General features: G+C 64.3%; 30 protein-coding genes. All 30 read right to left on the bottom strand.

Annotation, left to right across the window (positions count from 1 at the left end; all coding sequences use genetic code 11):
• Window positions 1-231 precede the first annotated feature (231 nt).
• On the bottom strand, window positions 232-1,230 hold the full coding sequence (locus LA521A_RS04915) for a DNA-directed RNA polymerase subunit alpha (RefSeq protein WP_206859811.1): 999 nt from the start codon (window positions 1,228-1,230) through the stop codon (window positions 232-234).
• A 19-nt stretch (window positions 1,231-1,249) separates the two neighbouring features.
• The gene (rpsD, locus tag LA521A_RS04910) at window positions 1,250-1,879 is read right to left on the bottom strand and encodes a 30S ribosomal protein S4 (RefSeq protein WP_115843837.1); all 630 of its coding nucleotides are present in this window, start codon (window positions 1,877-1,879) and stop codon (window positions 1,250-1,252) included.
• Window positions 1,880-1,893: 14 nt separating this feature from the next.
• On the bottom strand, window positions 1,894-2,286 hold the full coding sequence (gene rpsK, locus LA521A_RS04905) for a 30S ribosomal protein S11 (protein WP_115843839.1): 393 nt from the start codon (window positions 2,284-2,286) through the stop codon (window positions 1,894-1,896).
• Between the two features lie 11 nt (window positions 2,287-2,297).
• Complete coding sequence (gene rpsM, locus LA521A_RS04900) at window positions 2,298-2,654, bottom strand: 30S ribosomal protein S13 (RefSeq protein ID WP_281781217.1); 357 nt, start codon at window positions 2,652-2,654, stop codon at window positions 2,298-2,300.
• Window positions 2,655-2,886: 232 nt separating this feature from the next.
• A complete protein-coding gene (secY, locus tag LA521A_RS04895) occupies window positions 2,887-4,251 on the bottom strand; it encodes a preprotein translocase subunit SecY (protein WP_281781216.1) in 1,365 nt (454 codons plus the stop codon).
• Window positions 4,252-4,258: 7 nt separating this feature from the next.
• Entirely contained in the window at window positions 4,259-4,702 is a 444-nt protein-coding gene (gene rplO / locus LA521A_RS04890; RefSeq protein ID WP_281782018.1) for a 50S ribosomal protein L15, read from the bottom strand.
• The gene (gene rpmD / locus LA521A_RS04885) at window positions 4,702-4,902 is read right to left on the bottom strand and encodes a 50S ribosomal protein L30 (protein WP_216959647.1); all 201 of its coding nucleotides are present in this window, start codon (window positions 4,900-4,902) and stop codon (window positions 4,702-4,704) included. Before rpmD ends, rplO begins: the two co-directional genes overlap by 1 nt.
• Window positions 4,895-5,437, bottom strand: coding sequence for a 30S ribosomal protein S5 (gene rpsE, locus LA521A_RS04880; RefSeq protein WP_281782017.1), 543 nt, complete (start codon window positions 5,435-5,437; stop codon window positions 4,895-4,897). The genes rpmD and rpsE overlap by 8 nt, the downstream gene beginning before the upstream one ends.
• Window positions 5,438-5,598: 161 nt before the next feature.
• Window positions 5,599-5,952 carry a 50S ribosomal protein L18 gene (rplR, locus tag LA521A_RS04875; RefSeq protein ID WP_281781215.1) on the bottom strand — a complete coding sequence of 118 codons (354 nt, stop codon included), beginning with the start codon at window positions 5,950-5,952 and terminating at the stop codon, window positions 5,599-5,601.
• 29 nt (window positions 5,953-5,981) lie between these two features.
• Window positions 5,982-6,509, bottom strand: coding sequence for a 50S ribosomal protein L6 (gene rplF, locus LA521A_RS04870; RefSeq protein ID WP_281781214.1), 528 nt, complete (start codon window positions 6,507-6,509; stop codon window positions 5,982-5,984).
• Between the two features lie 13 nt (window positions 6,510-6,522).
• Entirely contained in the window at window positions 6,523-6,921 is a 399-nt protein-coding gene (gene rpsH, locus LA521A_RS04865) for a 30S ribosomal protein S8 (RefSeq protein WP_281781213.1), read from the bottom strand.
• A 158-nt stretch (window positions 6,922-7,079) separates the two neighbouring features.
• A complete protein-coding gene (gene rpsN / locus LA521A_RS04860; protein ID WP_281781212.1) occupies window positions 7,080-7,385 on the bottom strand; it encodes a 30S ribosomal protein S14 in 306 nt (101 codons plus the stop codon).
• Window positions 7,386-7,400: 15 nt separating this feature from the next.
• Window positions 7,401-7,943: a 50S ribosomal protein L5 gene (rplE, locus tag LA521A_RS04855; RefSeq protein ID WP_281781211.1), complete on the bottom strand. Its 543-nt coding sequence runs from the start codon at window positions 7,941-7,943 to the stop codon at window positions 7,401-7,403.
• A gap of 11 nt (window positions 7,944-7,954) precedes the next feature.
• Complete coding sequence (gene rplX, locus LA521A_RS04850; protein WP_115843864.1) at window positions 7,955-8,269, bottom strand: 50S ribosomal protein L24; 315 nt, start codon at window positions 8,267-8,269, stop codon at window positions 7,955-7,957.
• A 13-nt stretch (window positions 8,270-8,282) separates the two neighbouring features.
• The gene (gene rplN, locus LA521A_RS04845) at window positions 8,283-8,651 is read right to left on the bottom strand and encodes a 50S ribosomal protein L14 (protein WP_056136003.1); all 369 of its coding nucleotides are present in this window, start codon (window positions 8,649-8,651) and stop codon (window positions 8,283-8,285) included.
• A 13-nt stretch (window positions 8,652-8,664) separates the two neighbouring features.
• Window positions 8,665-8,934: a 30S ribosomal protein S17 gene (rpsQ, locus tag LA521A_RS04840; protein ID WP_115843866.1), complete on the bottom strand. Its 270-nt coding sequence runs from the start codon at window positions 8,932-8,934 to the stop codon at window positions 8,665-8,667.
• Window positions 8,935-8,945: 11 nt separating this feature from the next.
• Complete coding sequence (rpmC, locus tag LA521A_RS04835; protein WP_115843868.1) at window positions 8,946-9,131, bottom strand: 50S ribosomal protein L29; 186 nt, start codon at window positions 9,129-9,131, stop codon at window positions 8,946-8,948.
• Window positions 9,131-9,544: a 50S ribosomal protein L16 gene (gene rplP, locus LA521A_RS04830; RefSeq protein WP_055902334.1), complete on the bottom strand. Its 414-nt coding sequence runs from the start codon at window positions 9,542-9,544 to the stop codon at window positions 9,131-9,133. The genes rpmC and rplP overlap by 1 nt, the downstream gene beginning before the upstream one ends.
• Window positions 9,545-9,547: 3 nt before the next feature.
• Window positions 9,548-10,279: a 30S ribosomal protein S3 gene (rpsC, locus tag LA521A_RS04825; RefSeq protein ID WP_281781210.1), complete on the bottom strand. Its 732-nt coding sequence runs from the start codon at window positions 10,277-10,279 to the stop codon at window positions 9,548-9,550.
• Between the two features lie 14 nt (window positions 10,280-10,293).
• Entirely contained in the window at window positions 10,294-10,629 is a 336-nt protein-coding gene (rplV, locus tag LA521A_RS04820; protein WP_115843977.1) for a 50S ribosomal protein L22, read from the bottom strand.
• 10 nt (window positions 10,630-10,639) lie between these two features.
• The gene (gene rpsS / locus LA521A_RS04815; RefSeq protein ID WP_057943874.1) at window positions 10,640-10,909 is read right to left on the bottom strand and encodes a 30S ribosomal protein S19; all 270 of its coding nucleotides are present in this window, start codon (window positions 10,907-10,909) and stop codon (window positions 10,640-10,642) included.
• A gap of 6 nt (window positions 10,910-10,915) precedes the next feature.
• A complete protein-coding gene (gene rplB / locus LA521A_RS04810) occupies window positions 10,916-11,743 on the bottom strand; it encodes a 50S ribosomal protein L2 (protein ID WP_206859822.1) in 828 nt (275 codons plus the stop codon).
• A gap of 10 nt (window positions 11,744-11,753) precedes the next feature.
• Entirely contained in the window at window positions 11,754-12,050 is a 297-nt protein-coding gene (rplW, locus tag LA521A_RS04805) for a 50S ribosomal protein L23 (protein WP_115843875.1), read from the bottom strand.
• On the bottom strand, window positions 12,047-12,652 hold the full coding sequence (rplD, locus tag LA521A_RS04800) for a 50S ribosomal protein L4 (RefSeq protein WP_281781209.1): 606 nt from the start codon (window positions 12,650-12,652) through the stop codon (window positions 12,047-12,049). Before rplD ends, rplW begins: the two co-directional genes overlap by 4 nt.
• Window positions 12,653-12,664: 12 nt before the next feature.
• Window positions 12,665-13,318: a 50S ribosomal protein L3 gene (gene rplC, locus LA521A_RS04795; protein ID WP_281781208.1), complete on the bottom strand. Its 654-nt coding sequence runs from the start codon at window positions 13,316-13,318 to the stop codon at window positions 12,665-12,667.
• Window positions 13,319-13,328: 10 nt separating this feature from the next.
• Window positions 13,329-13,640 carry a 30S ribosomal protein S10 gene (gene rpsJ, locus LA521A_RS04790; RefSeq protein ID WP_036137876.1) on the bottom strand — a complete coding sequence of 104 codons (312 nt, stop codon included), beginning with the start codon at window positions 13,638-13,640 and terminating at the stop codon, window positions 13,329-13,331.
• 401 nt (window positions 13,641-14,041) lie between these two features.
• Window positions 14,042-15,232, bottom strand: a complete 1,191-nt coding sequence (gene tuf / locus LA521A_RS04785) for an elongation factor Tu (protein ID WP_115843879.1) — start codon at window positions 15,230-15,232, stop codon at window positions 14,042-14,044.
• A gap of 81 nt (window positions 15,233-15,313) precedes the next feature.
• Window positions 15,314-17,434, bottom strand: coding sequence for an elongation factor G (gene fusA, locus LA521A_RS04780; RefSeq protein ID WP_281781207.1), 2,121 nt, complete (start codon window positions 17,432-17,434; stop codon window positions 15,314-15,316).
• A 147-nt stretch (window positions 17,435-17,581) separates the two neighbouring features.
• On the bottom strand, window positions 17,582-18,049 hold the full coding sequence (gene rpsG / locus LA521A_RS04775; RefSeq protein WP_281781206.1) for a 30S ribosomal protein S7: 468 nt from the start codon (window positions 18,047-18,049) through the stop codon (window positions 17,582-17,584).
• Window positions 18,050-18,105: 56 nt separating this feature from the next.
• Window positions 18,106-18,480, bottom strand: coding sequence for a 30S ribosomal protein S12 (rpsL, locus tag LA521A_RS04770; protein ID WP_115843883.1), 375 nt, complete (start codon window positions 18,478-18,480; stop codon window positions 18,106-18,108).
• Between the last annotated feature and the right edge of the window lie 309 nt (window positions 18,481-18,789).

Genomic DNA, 18,789 nt, shown 5'->3' with positions numbered 1-18,789 from the left:
GTGGCGTTGTTACCTGGACTGCGGATGGTCCGAACCGGCGCTCCGTTGCCGGCTATGCCGCGGGGCTTGGGCCCTGTCGGCAGAACGCGGCGCTTCTTCTCAGAAGCGCCGCGCTTGTTGCTTTGCTGCTGCCATCCATGGCGCTACGTGGGCGACTCCGGAGAGCCCGGCCCGGGCTTCCTGCCCGGGCGTTCGCATCGGCGCGCGGCAGTGCCGCGCAAGCGCCGATGCTTACCCCATCATCCCGTGGGATGCGATGCCGGCCGGCGGCCAGTTCTCGAGCTTCATGCCGAGCGAAAGACCGCGCTGGGCGAGGACTTCCTTGATCTCGGTGAGCGACTTCTTGCCGAGGTTCGGGGTCTTGAGCAGCTCGACTTCGGTCTTCTGGATCAGATCGCCGACGTAGTAGATGCTCTCGGCCTTGAGGCAGTTGGCCGAACGCACCGTCAGCTCGAGGTCGTCGATCGGCCGCAGCAGGATCGGGTCGATGCCGCTGGTGGCCGGCTTCGCCGCACCGCGGTCGCGATGGGTGAAGTCGCCGAACACCGACAGCTGGTCGGTCAGGATGTCGGCCGCGGTGCGGACGGCTTCCTCGGCGTCGATCGTGCCGTTGGTCTCGATGTCGAGGACCAGCTTGTCCAGGTCGGTACGCTGTTCGACGCGGGCCGCTTCGACGGCGTACGCGACGCGGCGGACCGGCGAGAAGCTGGCATCCAGCATCAGGCGACCGATGGCGCGGGTTTCCTCATCCGGACGACGACGCGCGGCAGCCGGCTGGTAGCCGAAGCCGCGTTCGATCTTCAGACGCATGTTGAGCGCGGTGTCCTTGGTCAGGTGCGCGATCACATGATCCGTGTTGAGGATCTCGACGTTGTGGTCCGTCTTGATGTCACCGGCGGTGACGATGCCGGGACCCTGCTTGGCTAGCGACAGCGTCGCCGACTCGCCGGTGTGCATGCGGATCGCCACGTCCTTGAGGTTCAGGAGAACCTCAAGCACGTCTTCCTGCAGGCCTTCGACCGTGGTGTACTCGTGCAGCACGCCATCGATCTCGACTTCCGTGATAGCGAAGCCCGGAATCGACGACAGCAGCACGCGGCGCAGCGCATTGCCGAGCGTATGGCCGTAGCCACGCTCCAGCGGTTCGATCACGACCTTGGCACGGTTGCCCGTAAGGCGCTCGATCTGGGGGCCGCGCGGGCGCAGCACCTGGTTTGCGGTAACCGTCATGTGTTGGCGTCTCCTGGGATTACTTCGAGTACAGCTCGACGATCAGCGCTTCGTTGATGTCGGCCGGCAGGTCGGCACGATCCGGAACGGCCTTGAACACGCCAGAGAACTTCTTGCTGTCGACTTCAACCCACGACGGCGAGAGGTCCATCTGCGATGCGACGGTCAGGGATTCCTGCACGCGCAGCTGCTTCTGGGCGCGCTCGGCCAGCGCGATCGCGTCGCCAGCCTTGACCTGGTACGACGGCAGGTTGACCGGCTTGCCGTTGACCGTGACGCCGCGGTGCGAGACCAGCTGGCGGGCGGCCGGACGGGTCACCGCGAAGCCCATGCGGTAGACGACGTTGTCCAGGCGGGTCTCGAGGAGCTGCAGCAGGTTTTCACCCGTGTTGCCCTTCTTCGTCGAGGCCTTCTTGTAGTAGTTGCGGAACTGACGCTCCAGCAGACCGTAGATACGCTTGACCTTCTGCTTCTCGCGCAGCTGGGTGGCGTAGTCCGACAGCTTGCCCTTGCGGGCGGTCGGGCCGTGCTGGCCGGGCTTCTGCTCGAGCTTGCACTTGGAGTCGAGGGCGCGAGCCGACGACTTCAGGCCAAGGTCAGCGCCTTCGCGACGGGCGAGCTTACAGGTGGGACCAATATAACGAGCCATGTTCTTTCAGCTCCTCAGACGCGACGCTTCTTCGGCGGACGGCACCCGTTGTGCGGGATCGGCGTCACGTCGATGATGTTGATGATCTTGTACCCGACGTTGTTCAACGAACGAACGGCGGATTCACGGCCCGGACCCGGGCCCTTGATGCGGACTTCCAGCGACTTCACGCCGTAGTCCAGTGCGGCACGACCCGCCTTTTCGGCGGCGACCTGAGCTGCGAACGGAGTCGACTTGCGCGAGCCGCGGAAACCCGCGCCGCCCGAGGTCGCCCACGACAGCGCATTGCCCTGGCGGTCGGTGATCGTGACGATGGTGTTGTTGAAAGAAGCGTGGACGTGGGCGATGCCGTCGGTGACGACTCGCTTGATCTTCTTCTTGGTCTTGGTAGCAGCCGGCTTAGCCATGGTCTAAGTCCTTACTTCTTGATGGCCTTGCGCGGACCCTTGCGGGTACGAGCATTGGTACGGGTGCGCTGGCCACGCAGCGGCAGGCCGCGACGGTGACGCAGGCCGCGGTAGCAGGCCAGGTCCATCAGGCGCTTGATCGCGATGCCGACTTCGCGGCGGAGGTCACCCTCAACCACGTACTTGCCGACCTCGGCGCGCAGGCGCTCGACTTCGGGCTCGGACAGATCACGGATCTTGGTCGTCGACGTAACGCCGGCGGCCTGGCAGACCTTCTTCGAACGGGTACGGCCAATGCCGTAAATGCTTTGCAGGCCGACCCAGACATGCTTCTGGGCAGGCAGATTGACGCCCGCAATACGCGCCATAACGCGATCTCCAAACTGATGGCGGCCAGGACGGATTAATCCCGGCGGAGTGAACTGGAAATTTTAACAAGGTCTCGGGTTAATAGGAAGCCCTGCCGCATCCCGGGGACGCGGCAGTGCCCGGCATGGGGAGTGTGCCCATGCTCCGGCGACGAAACCGGACTGGTCGAACAACGCGGCTAGCCGCCCTGCCCGACCCCGCGCGCTACTCTGGCGCGCGAAAGGTCCGGGATCACCCGCGCGCGAGACCGCCGCGCGAGCCGCCCTTCAAGTTCGCCTTCTTCAGCAGGCTCTCGTACTGATGCGACATCAGATGAGCCTGGATCTGGGCGATGAAATCCATGACCACCACGACCACGATCAGCAGCGAGGTGCCGCCGAAGTAGAACGAGGTGCCCAGTTCGGTGCGCATGACCTCCGGCAGGAGGCATACCAGCACCAGGTAGATCGCGCCGGCCGCCGTCAGGCGGGTGAGGACGCCATCGATATAGTCGGCGGTGGCCTTGCCCGGACGGATACCCGGAATCAGCGCGCCCGACTTCTTCAGATTATCGGCCGTTTCCTGCGAGTTGAACACCAGCGCCGTGTAGAAGAACGCGAAACCGATGATCAGACCTGCGTACAGGATCATGTGGAGCGGCTCGCCCGGGTTCAGCCACTGGCTGACACGGTGCAGGAACGACCCCGAATTGCCCTGGCTGAACCAGTTGGCCGCCGTCGCCGGGAACATCACGATGCTCGAGGCGAAGATCGCCGGGATCACGCCCGCCATGTTGAGCTTGAGCGGGAGGAACGACGACTGGTTCATGTACGCGCTACGGCCACCCTGACGCCGGGCGTAATTGACCGTGATGCGACGCTGGCCGCGCTCGACGAACACGACGAAGAACGTGAAGCCCAGGACGATCGCCACCACCACGATGGCCACGAGCGCGCTCATGTCCCCGTTGCGGATCTGCTCGAACATGCCGAACACCGCCGCCGGAAGGCCCGCCACGATGCCCGCGAAGATGATCAGCGAGACGCCGTTGCCGATGCCGCGCTCCGTCACCTGCTCGCCCAGCCACATCAGGAACATGGTGCCCGCCGTGAGGGCGATCACCGCGGTCAGGATGAAGCCCGGACCCGGGTTGTAGACCACCGCGATGCCCTGGCTCGCGCCACCGGCCTGAAGCGCGGTCGCGATGCCCCAGGCCTGGAACACGGCCAGCGGGATCGCACCCATGCGCGACCACTGGTTGATCTTGCGACGACCCGACTCGCCTTCCTTCTGGATGGCCTTCAGGCTCGGCACGATCTGCACCAGAAGCTGCACGATGATCGACGCGGAGATGTACGGCATCACGTTCAGCGCAAACAGGCTGAAGCGATGGAGGGCGCCACCGGAGAACATGTTGAACATGTCCACGATGGTGCCCTTCTGGGTTTCCATCAGCTGGAGCATTGCTTCCGGATTGACGCCCGGCACCGGGATGTAGCAGCCGATGCGGTAGACGATCAGGGCACCGACCACGAACAGCAGGCGCTGGCGGAGCTCGGTGAACTTACCGAGTCCGCCACCGAGGCCGGCTACCGCGTTGCTACCGCTGCGCGCCATCCGTCGATTACTCCTCGACCTTGCCGCCGGCCGCTTCGATCGCGGCCTTGGCGCCGGCCGTAGCGGCCACGCCCTTCAGCACGAACTTCTTGGTCAGTTCGCCCTTCACCACGATCTTGGCCTGCTTGGCGGTGCTCGGCACCAGCTTGGCAGCCTTCAGCGCGGCGAAATCGACGTCGCCGGCCGGCAGCTTGTCCAGCTGGTACAGCAGCACTTCGGCTGTGTCCTTGGCGATCTTGGAGCGGAAACCGATCTTCGGCAGACGGCGCTGCATCGGCATCTGACCGCCTTCGAAGCCGGCCTTGATCTTGCCCTTGCCCGAACGGGCGAACGAGCCCTTGTGGCCGCGACCAGCGGTCTTGCCCAGGCCGGAACCGATACCGCGACCGACGCGGGTGCGCTCGGTGCGGGCGCCCTCGGCGGGCTGCAGAGTGTTGAGACGCATGTTGATTACTCCTCGACGCGGACGAGGTAGTGAAGCTGATTGATCAGGCCACGCACCTGCGGGCTGTCCTTCAGTTCACGCACATCATTGAGCTTGTTCAGGCCCAGGGCACGCACCGACAAGCGGTGACGCGACTGGGTGCCACGAAGACCCTTGACCAGGCGCACCTTCACGGTGCCGCCGGCGACAGCTTCCTTCTTAGCCATTGATCAGGTCCTCCACCTTCTTGCCACGCTTCGCGGCGATCTTCGTCGGCGAATGCATGTCGGACAGGCCCTTCAGCGTGGCGCGAACCAGGTTGATCGGGTTGCGCGAACCGACGGCCTTGGCCAGCACGTTCTTGACGCCGACGGCTTCGAGGACGGCGCGCATCGCGCCACCGGCGATCACGCCGGTACCTTCGGAAGCAGGCTGCATGAACACGCGGGCAGCGCCGTGGCCGGCCTTGACCGAGTGCCACAGGGTGCCGTTGTTCAGGTCGACATTCGCCATCGACTTGCGGGCGTATTCCATCGACTTCTGGATCGCGACCGGCACTTCGCGCGCCTTGCCGTAACCGAAGCCGACCTTGCCATTGCCGTCGCCCACCACCGTCAGCGCGGTGAAGGTGAACTGGCGACCGCCCTTGACGGTCTTGCTGACGCGGTTGACCGCGATCAGCTTCTCGATCATGCCGTCGTCGATCTCTTCGCGGTTACGGTCGCGATCACGACCCCGCGGTGCACGTTGCTCTTCTGCCATTTCGATTGCTCGGTAGTTAAGGGATTTGCGGCATCGCCGCTTATCGTTGTGAAGTGCTGCGGGCGCATCGCGACCATGGCAATCCATCGTCGCGCCCGGCATTCCCCATGCCGGCGGGTGGAAACCCTGGCGTGGGGACGAATCCCCACGCCTTCAAGGCATCAGAACTGCAGGCCACCTTCGCGGGCAGCGTCGGCCAGGGCCTTGATGCGGCCGTGGTAACGGTAGCCCGAGCGGTCGAACGCGACCTTCTCGATGCCGGCGGCCTTCGCCTTCTCGGCGATGACACGACCGACCTTGGCGGCGGCGTCGGCGTTCTTGCCGTTCTTCAGGCCGTCCTTGACGTCGGACTGCACGGTCGAGGCCGAAGCCAGGACCTTCGAGCCGTCGGCGGTGAAGACCTGGGCGTACAGATGCTGGCCGGTGCGCAGCACCGACAGGCGCGGCACGCCGAGTTCGCGGATGTGCGCGCGGGTCGACTTGGCGCGGCGCAGGCGGGCGGTGTTCTTGTTCATTTGCGTATCTCCGAAAGCTGAAGAGCCGATTAGGCCTTCTTGGCTTCCTTGCGGATGATGACTTCGCCGGCGTACTTCACACCCTTGCCCTTGTAGGGCTCCGGCGGACGGACGGCGCGGATCTTGGCAGCGAACTCACCCACCGCCTGCTTGTCGGCGCCGGCGATGACGATTTCGGTCTGCGACGGCGTGGCGATCGTGATGCCGGCCGGAGCGGCCAGGACCACCGGGTGGGAATAACCCAGCGCCAGGTTCAGATCCTTGCCCTGCATCGAGGCGCGGTAACCGACGCCGACCAGCTCGAGCTTGCGCTCGAAGCCTTCGGAGACGCCCTTGACCATGTTGGCCAGGATCGCGCGCAGCGTGCCGGCCAGCGGGATCAGCGCGACGTCCTCGGTGGAGAACGTGGCGGTGCCGTTGTCGACGTTGACGTTGATACCAGCCGGCTTCGCGACGTTCAGGGTGCCCTTCGGGCCCTTGGCGCTGATCGAATCGGCCTGGATGTTGAGCTCGACACCCTTCGGGAGGGCGACCGGCTTCTTGGCAACTCGGGACATGTCTATTCCTCCCTTAGGCCACGAAGCACAGAACCTCACCGCCGACGCCCTGCTGGCGCGCCTGCGCATCGGTCATGATGCCCTTCGAGGTGGAGATGATGGCGATACCGAGGCCGCCCAGGACCTTCGGCAGCTTGGCCTTGCCGCGGTACTGACGCAGGCCCGAACGGGAGTAGCGCTCGAGGCGCTCGATCACCGGCTTGCCTTCGTAGTACTTCAGCGAGATTTCGAGTTCGGACTTGCCGCCGCCGACGTCGGTCACGCGGGAGTCCAGGATGTAGCCTTCGTCCTGCAGAACCTTGGCGATGGCCACCTTGATCTTCGAAGACGGCATCTTCACCGTCTGCTTCCGAACAGCCGCCGCATTCTTGATGCGGACCAGCATGTCGGCAATGGGATCAGTCATGCTCATGTATTAATGCACCTATGAGTAGCACCGATATCCGCGGGATTGCGAATTCAGTTGTAGTGCCTGCTTGTTCGGGAAGTTCCCGGCAGGCGCCCCGCCCTGTCGGCCGGGGCCTGACGCGAGCGAGCCGGCAAGTCTAGCAGACTTGCCGGCGCCCGGTGTTACCAGCTGGCCTTGCGCAGGCCCGGAACGTCGCCGTTCATGGTGGCCTTGCGGAGCATGTTGCGGCCGAGGCCGAACTTGCGGTACACGCCACGCGGACGGCCCGACAGCTCGCAGCGGTTGCGCTGGCGGCTCGGCGAGGAGTCGCGCGGCAGCTTCTGCAGCTTGGTGGCCGCGTCCAGCTTGTCTTCGTACGAAGCGGTCTGGCTGGAGATGATCTTCTTCAGCGCTTCGCGCTTGGCGCCGTGCTGCTTCGCCAGCTTCGCCCGCTTGATCTCGCGGTTGACCATGGAGGTCTTAGCCATTGTTCAATCCTCGAGTTAGTTGCGGAACGGGAAGCGGAACGCTTCCAGCAGGGCCTTCGCTTCGGCGTCGGTCTTCGCGGTCGTGGTGATCGCGATGTCCATGCCGCGGATCGCGTCGACGGCGTCGAAGTCGATTTCCGGGAAGATGATCTGTTCCTTGACGCCCATGTTGTAGTTGCCGCGGCCGTCGAACGAACGACCCGACACGCCGCGGAAGTCACGCACGCGCGGCAGCGAGATGTTGATCAGGCGGTCGAGGAACTCGAACATGTGGGCGCGACGCAGCGTCACCTTGCAGCCGATCGGCCAGCCGTCGCGGATCTTGAACGAAGCCACCGACACGCGGGACTTCGTCACGATCGGCTTCTGGCCGGAGATCTTGGTCAGGTCGGCGACCGCGTTCTCCAGGATCTTCTTGTTCGTGGCGGCTTCGCCCACGCCCATGTTGATCGTGATCTTGGTCAGGCGCGGCACTTCCATCGGGTTCGTGTAACCGAACTTCTTGGTCAGGGCCGGGACGACTTCGTCCTTGTAGAACTTTTCGAGACGGGTGGTCATTTCAGCATTCCTCAGGCGTCAACCGCCTCACCGCTGGAGCGGAACACACGCAGTTTGCGTCCATCCTCCAGCACCTTGAAAGCAATGCGCTCACCCTTGCCAGTGGCCGGGTTGAACAGCATCACGTTGGAAATGTGGATCGGCGCTTCGCGCTCGACCACGCCGCCCGGCTGGCCAGCCTGGGGGTTCGGCTTGGTGTGGCGCTTGACGACGTTGATGTTCGACACGACGACCTTCTCGCCGAGCACGCGCACCACTTCGCCCTTCTTGCCCTTGTCCTTGCCGGTGGTGACGATCACCTGATCGCCCTTGCGGATACGGTTCATATAATTCCTCCGCTCAGAGCACTTCAGGAGCGAGCGAGACGATCTTCATGAACTTCTCGGTACGCAGCTCGCGGGTCACAGGCCCGAAGATGCGGGTACCGATCGGTTCCTGCTTGTTGTTCAGGAGCACGGCCGCGTTGCCGTCGAAGCGGATGAGCGAACCATCCGGACGGCGCACGCCCTTGCGGGTGCGCACGACGACGGCGTCATAGACGTCGCCCTTCTTGACCTTGCCACGCGGGATCGCGTCCTTGACGGTGACCTTGATGATGTCGCCGATGCCGGCGTAACGGCGCTTCGAGCCGCCCAGCACCTTGATGCACATCACTTCCTTGGCACCGGAGTTGTCGGCCACATCGAGGTAGCTCTGCATCTGGATCATGACTCAGCTCCTCTTATTCGGCCGCGCGGCTGACGATTTCAACCACGCTCCAGTTCTTGGTCTTCGACATCGGAGCAATCTCCTTCACGCGCACGACATCGCCTTCCTTGCAGGCGTTGTCGGCATCGTGGGCGTGGAGCTTGGTCGAGCGACGGATGTACTTGCCGTACAGCGCGTGCTTGACCTGGCGCTCGACGAGCACGGTGACGGTCTTGTCCATCTTGTTGCTGACGACCCGGCCTTCAACCGTGCGGACAGCCTTCTCTGTATTGTTGTCGGTCATGACTGGGGTCCTTACTTCTTCTCGCCGAGCAGCATGTTGACGCGAGCGATCTCGCGACGCACGCGGCGGGACTCATGGGTCTTGGCGAGCTGGCCAGTGGCCTTCTGCATGCGGAGAGCGAAGCTCTCCTTGTGCAGCTCGGCCAGGTGGGCCTTCAGTTCGTCGGCCGACTTCTCGCGCAGTTGCTTGAGTTCCATTAGCGCACCGTCCGGGTAACGAAAGTGGTGGTCACCGAGAGCTTGGCGGCGGCCAGGCGGAACGCTTCACGTGCCACGTCTTCAGCCACGCCTTCGATCTCGTAAATCATGCGACCGGGCTGGATCTGGGCGACCCAGTACTCGACGTTGCCCTTACCGGAGCCCATTCGGACTTCGATCGGCTTCTTGGTGATCGGCTTGTCGGGGAACACGCGGATCCACATCTTGCCGCCGCGCTTCACGTAGCGGCTGATGGAACGACGCGCGGCCTCGATCTGGCGCGCGGTCAGCTGACCGTGCGCCGTCGCCTTCAGGCCGTACTCGCCGAAGCTGACGGCATTGCCGTTCCAGCTCAGGCCTTCATTGCGGCCCTTGTGTACCTTGCGGTACTTGGTTCGCTTGGGTTGCAACATGGCTTAGTCCCTCGCCTCGCGGTTGGCGCGCGCCGGACGGGCCGGACGCTCGCTGCGCTCTGCACGCGGCGCTGCTTCTTCCTGCTTCTCCTGGCCCACCTGCGAGAAGTCGAACACCTCGCCCTTGTAGATCCAGACCTTGATGCCGATGATGCCGTAGGTCGTCTTGGCTTCAGCGAAGCCGTAGTCGATGTCGGCACGCAGCGTGTGCAGCGGCACGCGACCTTCGCGGTACCACTCCGAACGCGCGATCTCGGCGCCGTTCAGGCGACCGCCAACGTTGACCTTGATGCCCAGGGCGCCCAGGCGCATCGCATTGCCCACGGCGCGCTTCATCGCGCGACGGAACATGATGCGGCGCTCGAGCTGCTGCGCGATCGACTCGGCGACCAGCTGCGCGTCGAGTTCCGGCTTGCGGACCTCGGTGACGTTGATGTGCGCCGGAACGCCCATCACGTCGCTGACTTCCTTGCGCAGCTTCTCGATGTCCTCGCCACGCTTGCCGATCACCACGCCCGGACGGGCGGTGTGGATCGTCACGCGGGCGTTGTTCGCCGGACGCTCGATGAAGATCTTCGAGATGCCGGCCTGAGCCAGCTTCTTGCGCAGCAGGTCACGGACCTTCAGGTCCGCCGCCAGGAACTCGGCGTACTGCTTCTTGTTGGCAAACCACTTGGAGTTCCAATCCTTGGCGATGCCCAGGCGGATGCCGGTGGGATGAACTTTATGACCCATTGTCTGACTCCGCCTTACTTGCCCGCGCCCACAACCACAGTGATGTGGCTGGTGCGCTTGAGGATGCGGGTGCCGCGGCCCTTCGCACGCGCCATGAAGCGCTTCAGTGCGGGACCCTCGTCCACCATGATGGTCTTGACCTTGAGCTCGTCGATGTCGGCGCCCTGGTTGTTCTCGGCGTTGGCAATCGCGGACTCCACCACCTTCTTGATCAGGTGGGCAGCCTTCTTGTCCGAGAACTTCAGCAGGTTGACGGCGCGCTCGGCCGACAGACCACGCACCTGGTCGGCGACCAGGCGGGCCTTCTGCGGGGAGATGCGCGCGGTGCGCAGGATGGCTTTCGCTTCCATGGTCATCTCCTTACTTGCCCGACTTCTTGTCGCCGCCGTGACCCTTGAACGTACGGGTCAGGGCGAATTCGCCAAGCTTGTGGCCAACCATGTTCTCGTTGACCAGCACCGGGATGTGGTTCTTGCCGTTGTGCACCGCGATGGTGAAACCCACCATCTCCGGCAGCACCATCGAGCGACGCGACCAGGTCTTGATCGGCTTCTTGTTGTTGCCCGCGGTCTCCACCTTCTTCATCAGGTGGTGGTCGACGAACGGGCCTTTCTTCAGTGAACGTGCCATGGCCGATTAGCTCCTGCGATCGCGCACGATGAACTGCTGGGTGCGCTTGTTCTTGCGGGTCTTGTAACCCTTGGTCGGCACACCCCACGGGGTGACCGGGTGCGGGTTACCCTGGCCAGCCTTGGCCTCACCACCGCCGTGCGGGTGGTCGACCGGGTTCATGGCCGCACCGCGGACGGTCGGCTTGATGCCGCGCCAACGCGCTGCACCGGCCTTGCCCAGCTTTTCCAGGTTGTGCTCGTCGTTGCCGACTTCGCCGATCGTGGCGCGGCACTCGGCCGGCACCTTGCGCATTTCGCCGGAGCGAAGACGCAGCGTGGCGTAGCCCTGCTCGCGAGCGACCAGGTAGGCGCTGGCGCCGGCCGCGCGGGCCAGCTGGGCGCCCTTGCCCGGCTTCATCTCGACGCAGCACACCGTCGTACCGACCGGGATGTTGGTCAGCGGCAGCGTGTTGCCGACGCGGATCGGGGCGTCACGGCCCGCGATCACCTGATCGCCATCCTTCAGGCCCTTCGGGGCGATGATGTAACGGCGCTCACCGTCGACATAGCACAGCAGCGCGATGTGCGCGGTGCGGTTCGGGTCGTACTCGATGCGCTCGACGCGCGCGGGAATGCCTTCCTTGTCGCGCTTGAAGTCGATGATGCGGTAGTGCTGCTTGTGACCACCACCGATGTGACGGGTGGTGATGCGGCCGTGGTGGTTACGACCACCGGTCTTGCCCTGCTTCTCGACGAGCGCCGCGTGCGGCGCGCCCTTGTGCAGGCCCGGGGTCACCACGCGCACCGCGCTGCGGCGGCCGGCGGAGGTGGGCTTGAAAGTCATCAATGCCATGGGTCTTTCCTCAGGCCTTGGCCATCACGTCGATCGACTGGCCTTCGGCCAGCGTCACGTACGCCTTGCGCCAGCTGCCGCGGCTACCGGCGCGAAAACGGAAGGACTTGTTCTTGCCCTTGACGTTCACGACGTTGACCGCTTCAACCTTCACTTCGAACAGCTTTTCCACGGCGACCTTGATGTCGGCCTTGGTAGCGTCCGTCGCGACTTCGAAGACGTATTGATTGGAAACTTCCTGCAGACGAGCGGTCTTTTCGGACACGCGCGGCGCACGGATGATGTTGTAGAGCTTGGCCTCGTTCATGCCAGCCACTCCTCGATCTTCTTGACCGCGTCGGCGGTGACCACGACCGAGTCGGCGCCGACGAGGGCAACCGGATCCAGGCCCTGGACGTCACGCACTTCGACGTACGGCAGGTTGCGCGCCGAGAGGTACAGGTTCTCGGTGGCGTCTTCGGTGACGATCAGCGGACGACGACCGACTTCCAGGTCCTTGAGCTTGGAAACCAGGCCGGAGGTCTTCGGAGCGTCCAGATCGAACGACTCGACGACCTTGATGCGACCCTGGCGGTTCAGCTCGGACAGGATCGCGGCGATCGCGGCGCGGTACATCTTGCGGTTGACCTTCTGCGCGAAGCTGCGCGGCTTGGCCGCGAAGGTCACGCCGCCGCCGACGAAGATCGGAGCCGTCAGCGCGCCATGACGCGCACCGCCGCCCTTCTGCTTCTTCGACTTCTTGGTCGTACCGTTGACTTCCGAACGGGTCTTCTGCGCCTTGGTGCCTGCGCGACCGGCGTTGCGATAGGCAACGACCACCTGGTGGACCAGGTCTTCGCTGAATTCGCGGCCGAAGATCGCGTCGGAGACCGACACAGTCTTGCTGCTATTGGTGATGGCGAGTTCCATCGTCATCTCTCCTTATGCCTTGCTCGAGGGACGCACGATGACGTCGCCACCCGGCGCACCCGGCACGGCACCCTTGATGGCGATCAGGCCGCGCTCGGCGTCGACCTTCACCACTTCCAGGCGCTGCGTGGTCTGGGTTTCGGCGCCCATGTGACCGGCCATCTTCTTGCCCGGGAACACACGGCCCGGCGTCTGGCGCTGGCCGATGGAGCCCGGCGAACGATGCGACAGCGAGTTACCGTGCGTCGCGTCGCCCATCGTGAAGTTCCAGCGCTTGATCGTGCCCTGGAAGCCCTTGCCCTTCGTGACGCCCTGGACGTCGACCAGCTGGCCGGCGCTGAAGATGTCGGCCTTGATCTCGCCGCCCACTTCAAAGCCGCCGATCTGTTCGGCTTCCACGCGCAGCTCCCACAGGCCGCGACCGGCTTCGACCTTCGCCTTGGCGAGGTGACCGGCTTCCGGCTTGTTGACGAGCGCGGCGCGGCGCACGCCGACGGTGACCTGCACGGCGCTGTAGCCGTCGGTGTCGTCGGTCTTGATCTGGGTGATGCGGTTCGGGGTCGCTTCAATCAGCGTCACCGGAACCGACTTGCCGTCTTCAGTGAAGAAACGGCTCATGCCGGCCTTGCGACCGACGATGCCCAACGAATACTTCTTCGCGGTCATGGTGGTGGCCTCAGGTCAGCTTGATCTGGACGTCGACGCCAGCCGCGAGCTCGAGCTTCATCAGCGCGTCCACGGTCTTGTCGTTCGGATCGACGATGTCGAGCACGCGCTTGTGCGTGCGGGTCTCGTACTGGTCGCGCGCGTCCTTGTCGGCGTGCGGCGACACGAGAATGGTGTAGCGCTCGATCTTGGTCGGCAGCGGAATCGGGCCCTTGACCTGGGCACCGGTGCGCTTAGCCGTCTCGACGATCTCGCTGGCCGAGCGGTCGATCAGGCGATGATCGTACGCTTTGAGCCGGATTCGGATCTTTTGGTCCGCCATGACGGAATTCCTTGGTTAAAAGAGCGACGGGCCGGCCTCTGGGTGTGCCGAACCCCTGAAAAAATGCAGATACCCCGGAGCTGCACCCTCGCTCCGGAGCTTCCATGCCTGAAAAGCAAAGGCAGACCGGTTTCCCGATCCGCCCAGACTGAGTAGAACGCACGAAGAGCCCCGTTTAGCGTTCCTTGGAAGCCCGAAGGCCCGGAACGTACGGAGCGCGCCGTGCGACATGTCCCTGTCTGGCGAATACGAGGCGCTTCCTGCACCTCATTTCGCTGGTTGCGGCAGCTCCCGAAGGGTCCGCCGCAGTGGTCGTGCATTCTAACCGGATATCCACAGCCTGTGCAAGCACTGCGCCCGGCAAGACAAAGCCCGGCGCGGGAAGCGCCGGGCGTCGTTCATTACTTCAGGATCTTCGCCACCACGCCGGCGCCGACGGTACGGCCGCCTTCGCGGATCGCGAAGCGCAGGCCTTCGTCCATCGCGACCGGGTTGATCAGCGTGACGACCATCTTGATGTTGTCGCCCGGCATGACCATCTCGACGCCTTCCGGCAGCTCGACCGCACCGGTGATGTCGGTGGTGCGGAAGTAGAACTGCGGACGGTAGCCCTTGAAGAACGGCGTGTGACGGCCGCCTTCGTCCTTCGACAGCACGTACACCTCGGCTTCGAACGTGGTGTGCGGCGTGATCGAACCCGGCTTGGCCAGCACCTGACCGCGCTCGACGTCGTCACGCTTCGTGCCGCGCAGCAGCAGACCGGCGTTGTCGCCCGCCTGGCCCTGGTCGAGCAGCTTGCGGAACATCTCCACGCCGGTGACCGTCGTCTTCTGCGTCGGGCGGATGCCGACGATTTCGATTTCGTCGCCGACCTTGATGATGCCGCGCTCGATACGACCGGTCACCACGGTGCCGCGGCCCGAGATCGAGAACACGTCTTCCACCGGCATCAGGAACGGCTTGTCGACGTCACGCTGCGGTTCCGGGATGAACGTGTCCAGCGCTTCCACCAGCTTCAGGATCGCCGGCACGCCGATTTCCGACTGGTCGCCTTCCAGCGCCAGACGGGCCGAACCGTGGATGATCGGGGTGTCGTCGCCCGGGAACTCGTACTTGCTCAGCAGTTCACGTACTTCCATCTCGACCAGCTCGAGCAGCTCGGCGTCGTCCACCATGTCGGCCTTGTTCAGGAACACGACGATGTACGGCACGCCGACCTGGCGCGACAGCAGGATGTGCTCGCGCGTCTGCGGCATCGGGCCGTCAGCGGCCGAGCACACCAGGATCGCGCCGTCCATCTGCGCCGCACCCGTGATCATGTTCTTCACGTAGTCGGCGTGGCCCGGGCAATCCACGTGCGCGTAGTGGCGCGTCGGGCTTTCGTACTCGACGTGCGCCGTCGAGATCGTGATGCCGCGCGCCTTCTCTTCCGGCGCCGCGTCGATCGCGTCGTACGCCTTGAACTCGCCACCGAAACGCTCCGCGCCCACCTTCGTCAGCGCCGCCGTCAGCGTGGTCTTGCCGTGGTCGACGTGACCGATCGTGCCCACGTTCACGTGCGGCTTGGTGCGCTCAAACTTACCCTTGGCCATGGCTATCTCTCTTTAAAAAGTTGTTGCTAGTTGATCTGGCGTAACGGATGCCGGCGGGGGCCGGCATCCGGGATCCGGCTATCAGCCGCCCTTCTTCATCACCGCGTCGGCGATGTTGGCGGGGGCTTCGGCGTAGTGGTCGAATTCCATCGTGAACGTGGCGCGGCCCTGCGACATCGAACGCAGCGAGGTCGCGTAGCCGAACATTTCGCCCAGCGGCACCATCGCGTTGATGACCTTGCCCGACGGGCTGTCGTCCTGGCCGGACAGCAGGCCGCGACGGCGGCTCACGTCGCCCATGACGTCGCCGACATAGTCTTCCGGCGTCACGATCTCGACCTTCATCATCGGCTCCAGCAGGACCGGATCGGCCTTGCGGAAGCCTTCCTTGAAGGCCATCGACGAAGCGAGCTTGAACGCCATTTCGGACGAGTCGACGTCGTGGTACGAACCGAAGACGAGCTTGACCTTGACGTTCACCACCGGGAAGCCCGCGAGCGGACCGCTGGTGATCGTCTCGCGCAGGCCCTTCTCGACCGCCGGGATGAATTCCTTCGGGATCACGCCGCCGGTGATGTCATTGATGAACAGGAAATCGTTCTCGACGTCCGGATTGGCGCGATCGGCCTCGGTCATCGGCGACAGCTCGATCACGACGTGACCGTACTGACCCTTACCACCCGACTGCTTGGCGTGCTTGTAGTCCGACTTGACGTCCGACTTGCGGATCGTTTCGCGGTAGGCCACCTGCGGCTTGCCGACGTTCGCTTCCACGTTGAACTCGCGACGCATGCGGTCGACGATGATGTCCAGGTGCAGCTCGCCCATGCCGGCGATGATGGTCTGGCCGGATTCCTCGTCGGTACGAACGCGGAACGAGGGATCTTCCTGCGCGAGACGCGACAGGGCCATGCCCATCTTTTCCTGGTCCGACTTGGTCTTCGGTTCGACCGCCATCGAGATGACGGGCTCCGGGAAGGTCATGCGCTCGAGCGTGATGACGTGGTCGGCGGCGCACAGCGTGTCGCCGGTGGTCACGTCCTTCAGGCCGACGGCGGCAGCGATGTCGCCCGCGCGGACTTCCTTGATTTCGTCACGCTGATTGGCGTGCATCTGCAGGATGCGGCCAATGCGCTCCTTCTTCGACTTGACCGGGTTGAACACCTGGTCGCCGGAGTTGAGCACGCCCGAGTAGACGCGGAAGAACGTCAGCGCGCCGACGAACGGGTCGGTCATGATCTTGAACGCGAGCGCCGAGAACGGCTCGGAATCCGACGCCTTGCGGCTGTCTTCCTTGTCGTTTTCGTCGATGCCCTGCACCGGCGGACGATCGGCCGGCGACGGCAGCAGGTTGATCACGCCGTCGAGCATGGCCTGCACGCCCTTGTTCTTGAACGCCGAGCCGCAGAACACCGGCACGATTTCCACGCGCAGGGTGCGCTCGCGCAGACCGGCGACGATCTCCGCTTCCGACAGCTCGCCTTCGGACAGGTACTTGTCCATCAGCGTCTCGTTCGCTTCAGCCGCGGCTTCGACCATGAAGCTGCGCGCAGCCTCGGACTTCGCCTGCAGATCGGCCGGGATGTCGCGGTACTCGAACTTCGTGCCCTGCGAAGCGACATCCCAATGGATGGCCTTCATCTTGAGCAGGTCGATCACGCCCTCGAAGCCGTCTTCGGCGCCGACCGGCACCTGCATCGGCACGGCGTACGCACCCAGGCGCGACTTCAGCTGTTCGACGACCTTGTCGAAGTTGGCACCGGTGCGGTCCATCTTGTTGACGAACGCCATGCGCGGCACCGAGTACTTGTTGGCCTGGCGCCACACGGTTTCGGACTGCGGCTGCACGCCACCGACGGCGCACAGCACGAACACCGCGCCGTCGAGCACGCGCAGCGAACGCTCGACTTCGATGGTGAAGTCGACGTGGCCTGGGGTATCGATGATGTTGAAGCGGTGCTCCGGCAGGGACTTGTCCATGCCCTTCCAGAACGCGGTCGTCGCGGCCGACGTGATCGTGATGCCGCGCTCCTGCTCCTGCTCCATCCAGTCCATCGTCGCGGCACCTTCGTGCACTTCGCCGATCTTGTGGCTGACGCCGGTGTAGAACAGGATGCGTTCCGACGTGGTGGTCTTGCCGGCATCGATGTGGGCCATGATGCCGAAGTTGCGGTAACGCTCGATGGGAGTGGTGCGAGCCACGGGACCCTCTCGTAAATTTTGGAATTCCAGATGGCCAGATGCCGGCACTGGGCCGGCGTCCGGTTCGCATGGCGGCTCTTGTGCCGCCGCGGCAGCTCAGCAGGCTGCCGGGGCCGGCGACCCCGATATGGGGTCGCCTCGCTCAGATCACCAGCGGTAGTGAGCGAACGCCTTGTTCGCTTCCGCCATGCGGTGGGTTTCTTCGCGCTTCTTGATGGCGCCGCCACGGTTTTCCGAGGCGTCCAGCAGTTCCGCCGCGAGCTTGCGCGGCATGGTGTTTTCACCGCGCTTGCGGGCCGACTCGATCAGCCAGCGCATCGCCAGTGCCATACGGCGCGAGGCGCGCACTTCGACCGGCACCTGGTACGTGGCGCCGCCGACGCGACGCGACTTCACTTCGACAGCCGGCGACACGTTGCCCAGTGCCTTCTCGACGAGCTCGAGGGCGTTCGGGTTCTTCTCGCCGATGACATCCATCGCGCCGTAGACGATCTTCTCGGCGACCGACTTCTTGCCGCTCTGCATGACCATGTTGATGAAACGGGCGATCGTCTCGCTGCCGTGCTTGGGGTCCGGCAGGACCGAACGCTGGGGGGTGGAACCTTTACGCGACATGGTGCGTACCTATTCTTGAATTCTTGTACGAAGGGCCGTTGTAGCGACCGACCGGATTAGGACTTCGGACGCTTGGCGCCGTACTTGGAGCGGCTCTGGCGACGCTTGGTGACGCCGGCGGCGTCCAGCGAACCGCGCACGGTGTGGTAACGCACACCCGGCAGGTCCTTGACGCGACCGCCGCGGATCAGCACGACCGAGTGCTCCTGCAGGTTGTGGCCTTCGCCGCCGATGTACGAGATGACCTCGTAACCGTTGGTCAGGCGCACCTTGGCCACCTTGCGCAGCGCCGAGTTCGGCTTCTTCGGGGTGGTGGTGTACACGCGGGTGCAAACGCCACGACGCTGCGGGCAGTTCGCGAGCGCCGGCGAGGCACTCTTGTAGGTGGTCGCCTGCCGCGGCTTGCGGACCAGCTGATTGATCGTCGCCATCTGGAACTCTTTGAGGAAGGCCGTCGGGCCTACGTGGAAAAACACAAACGGCACGCCGGAACAACCCGGCATACCGAGACGAAAAAGTATAGCCCGCGCCTGACGTTACCGTCAACGCGGACTAAACCGGATGCCCTACCCGGCCACCTTCAGGCGGCGCACGGCAACGGGCCTCACTGCGATCCCGCCCTTCCTGGGCCGAACACGAGGCGCATCCGTTGCGACCTCATTTCGTGATCTGGGCGGACCACGAGGGTCCGCGAAAGCGCCGGAATTGTACCGGCAAACCGGGCGGGTGGGAACCCGCCC

This window comes from Lysobacter auxotrophicus (assembly GCF_027924565.1).
In the GTDB taxonomy this organism is placed as follows: Bacteria; Pseudomonadota; Gammaproteobacteria; order Xanthomonadales; family Xanthomonadaceae; genus Lysobacter_J; species Lysobacter_J auxotrophicus.
Note: the sequence above shows the minus strand (reverse complement) of the source record. Positions and strands in the feature narration are given on the sequence as shown.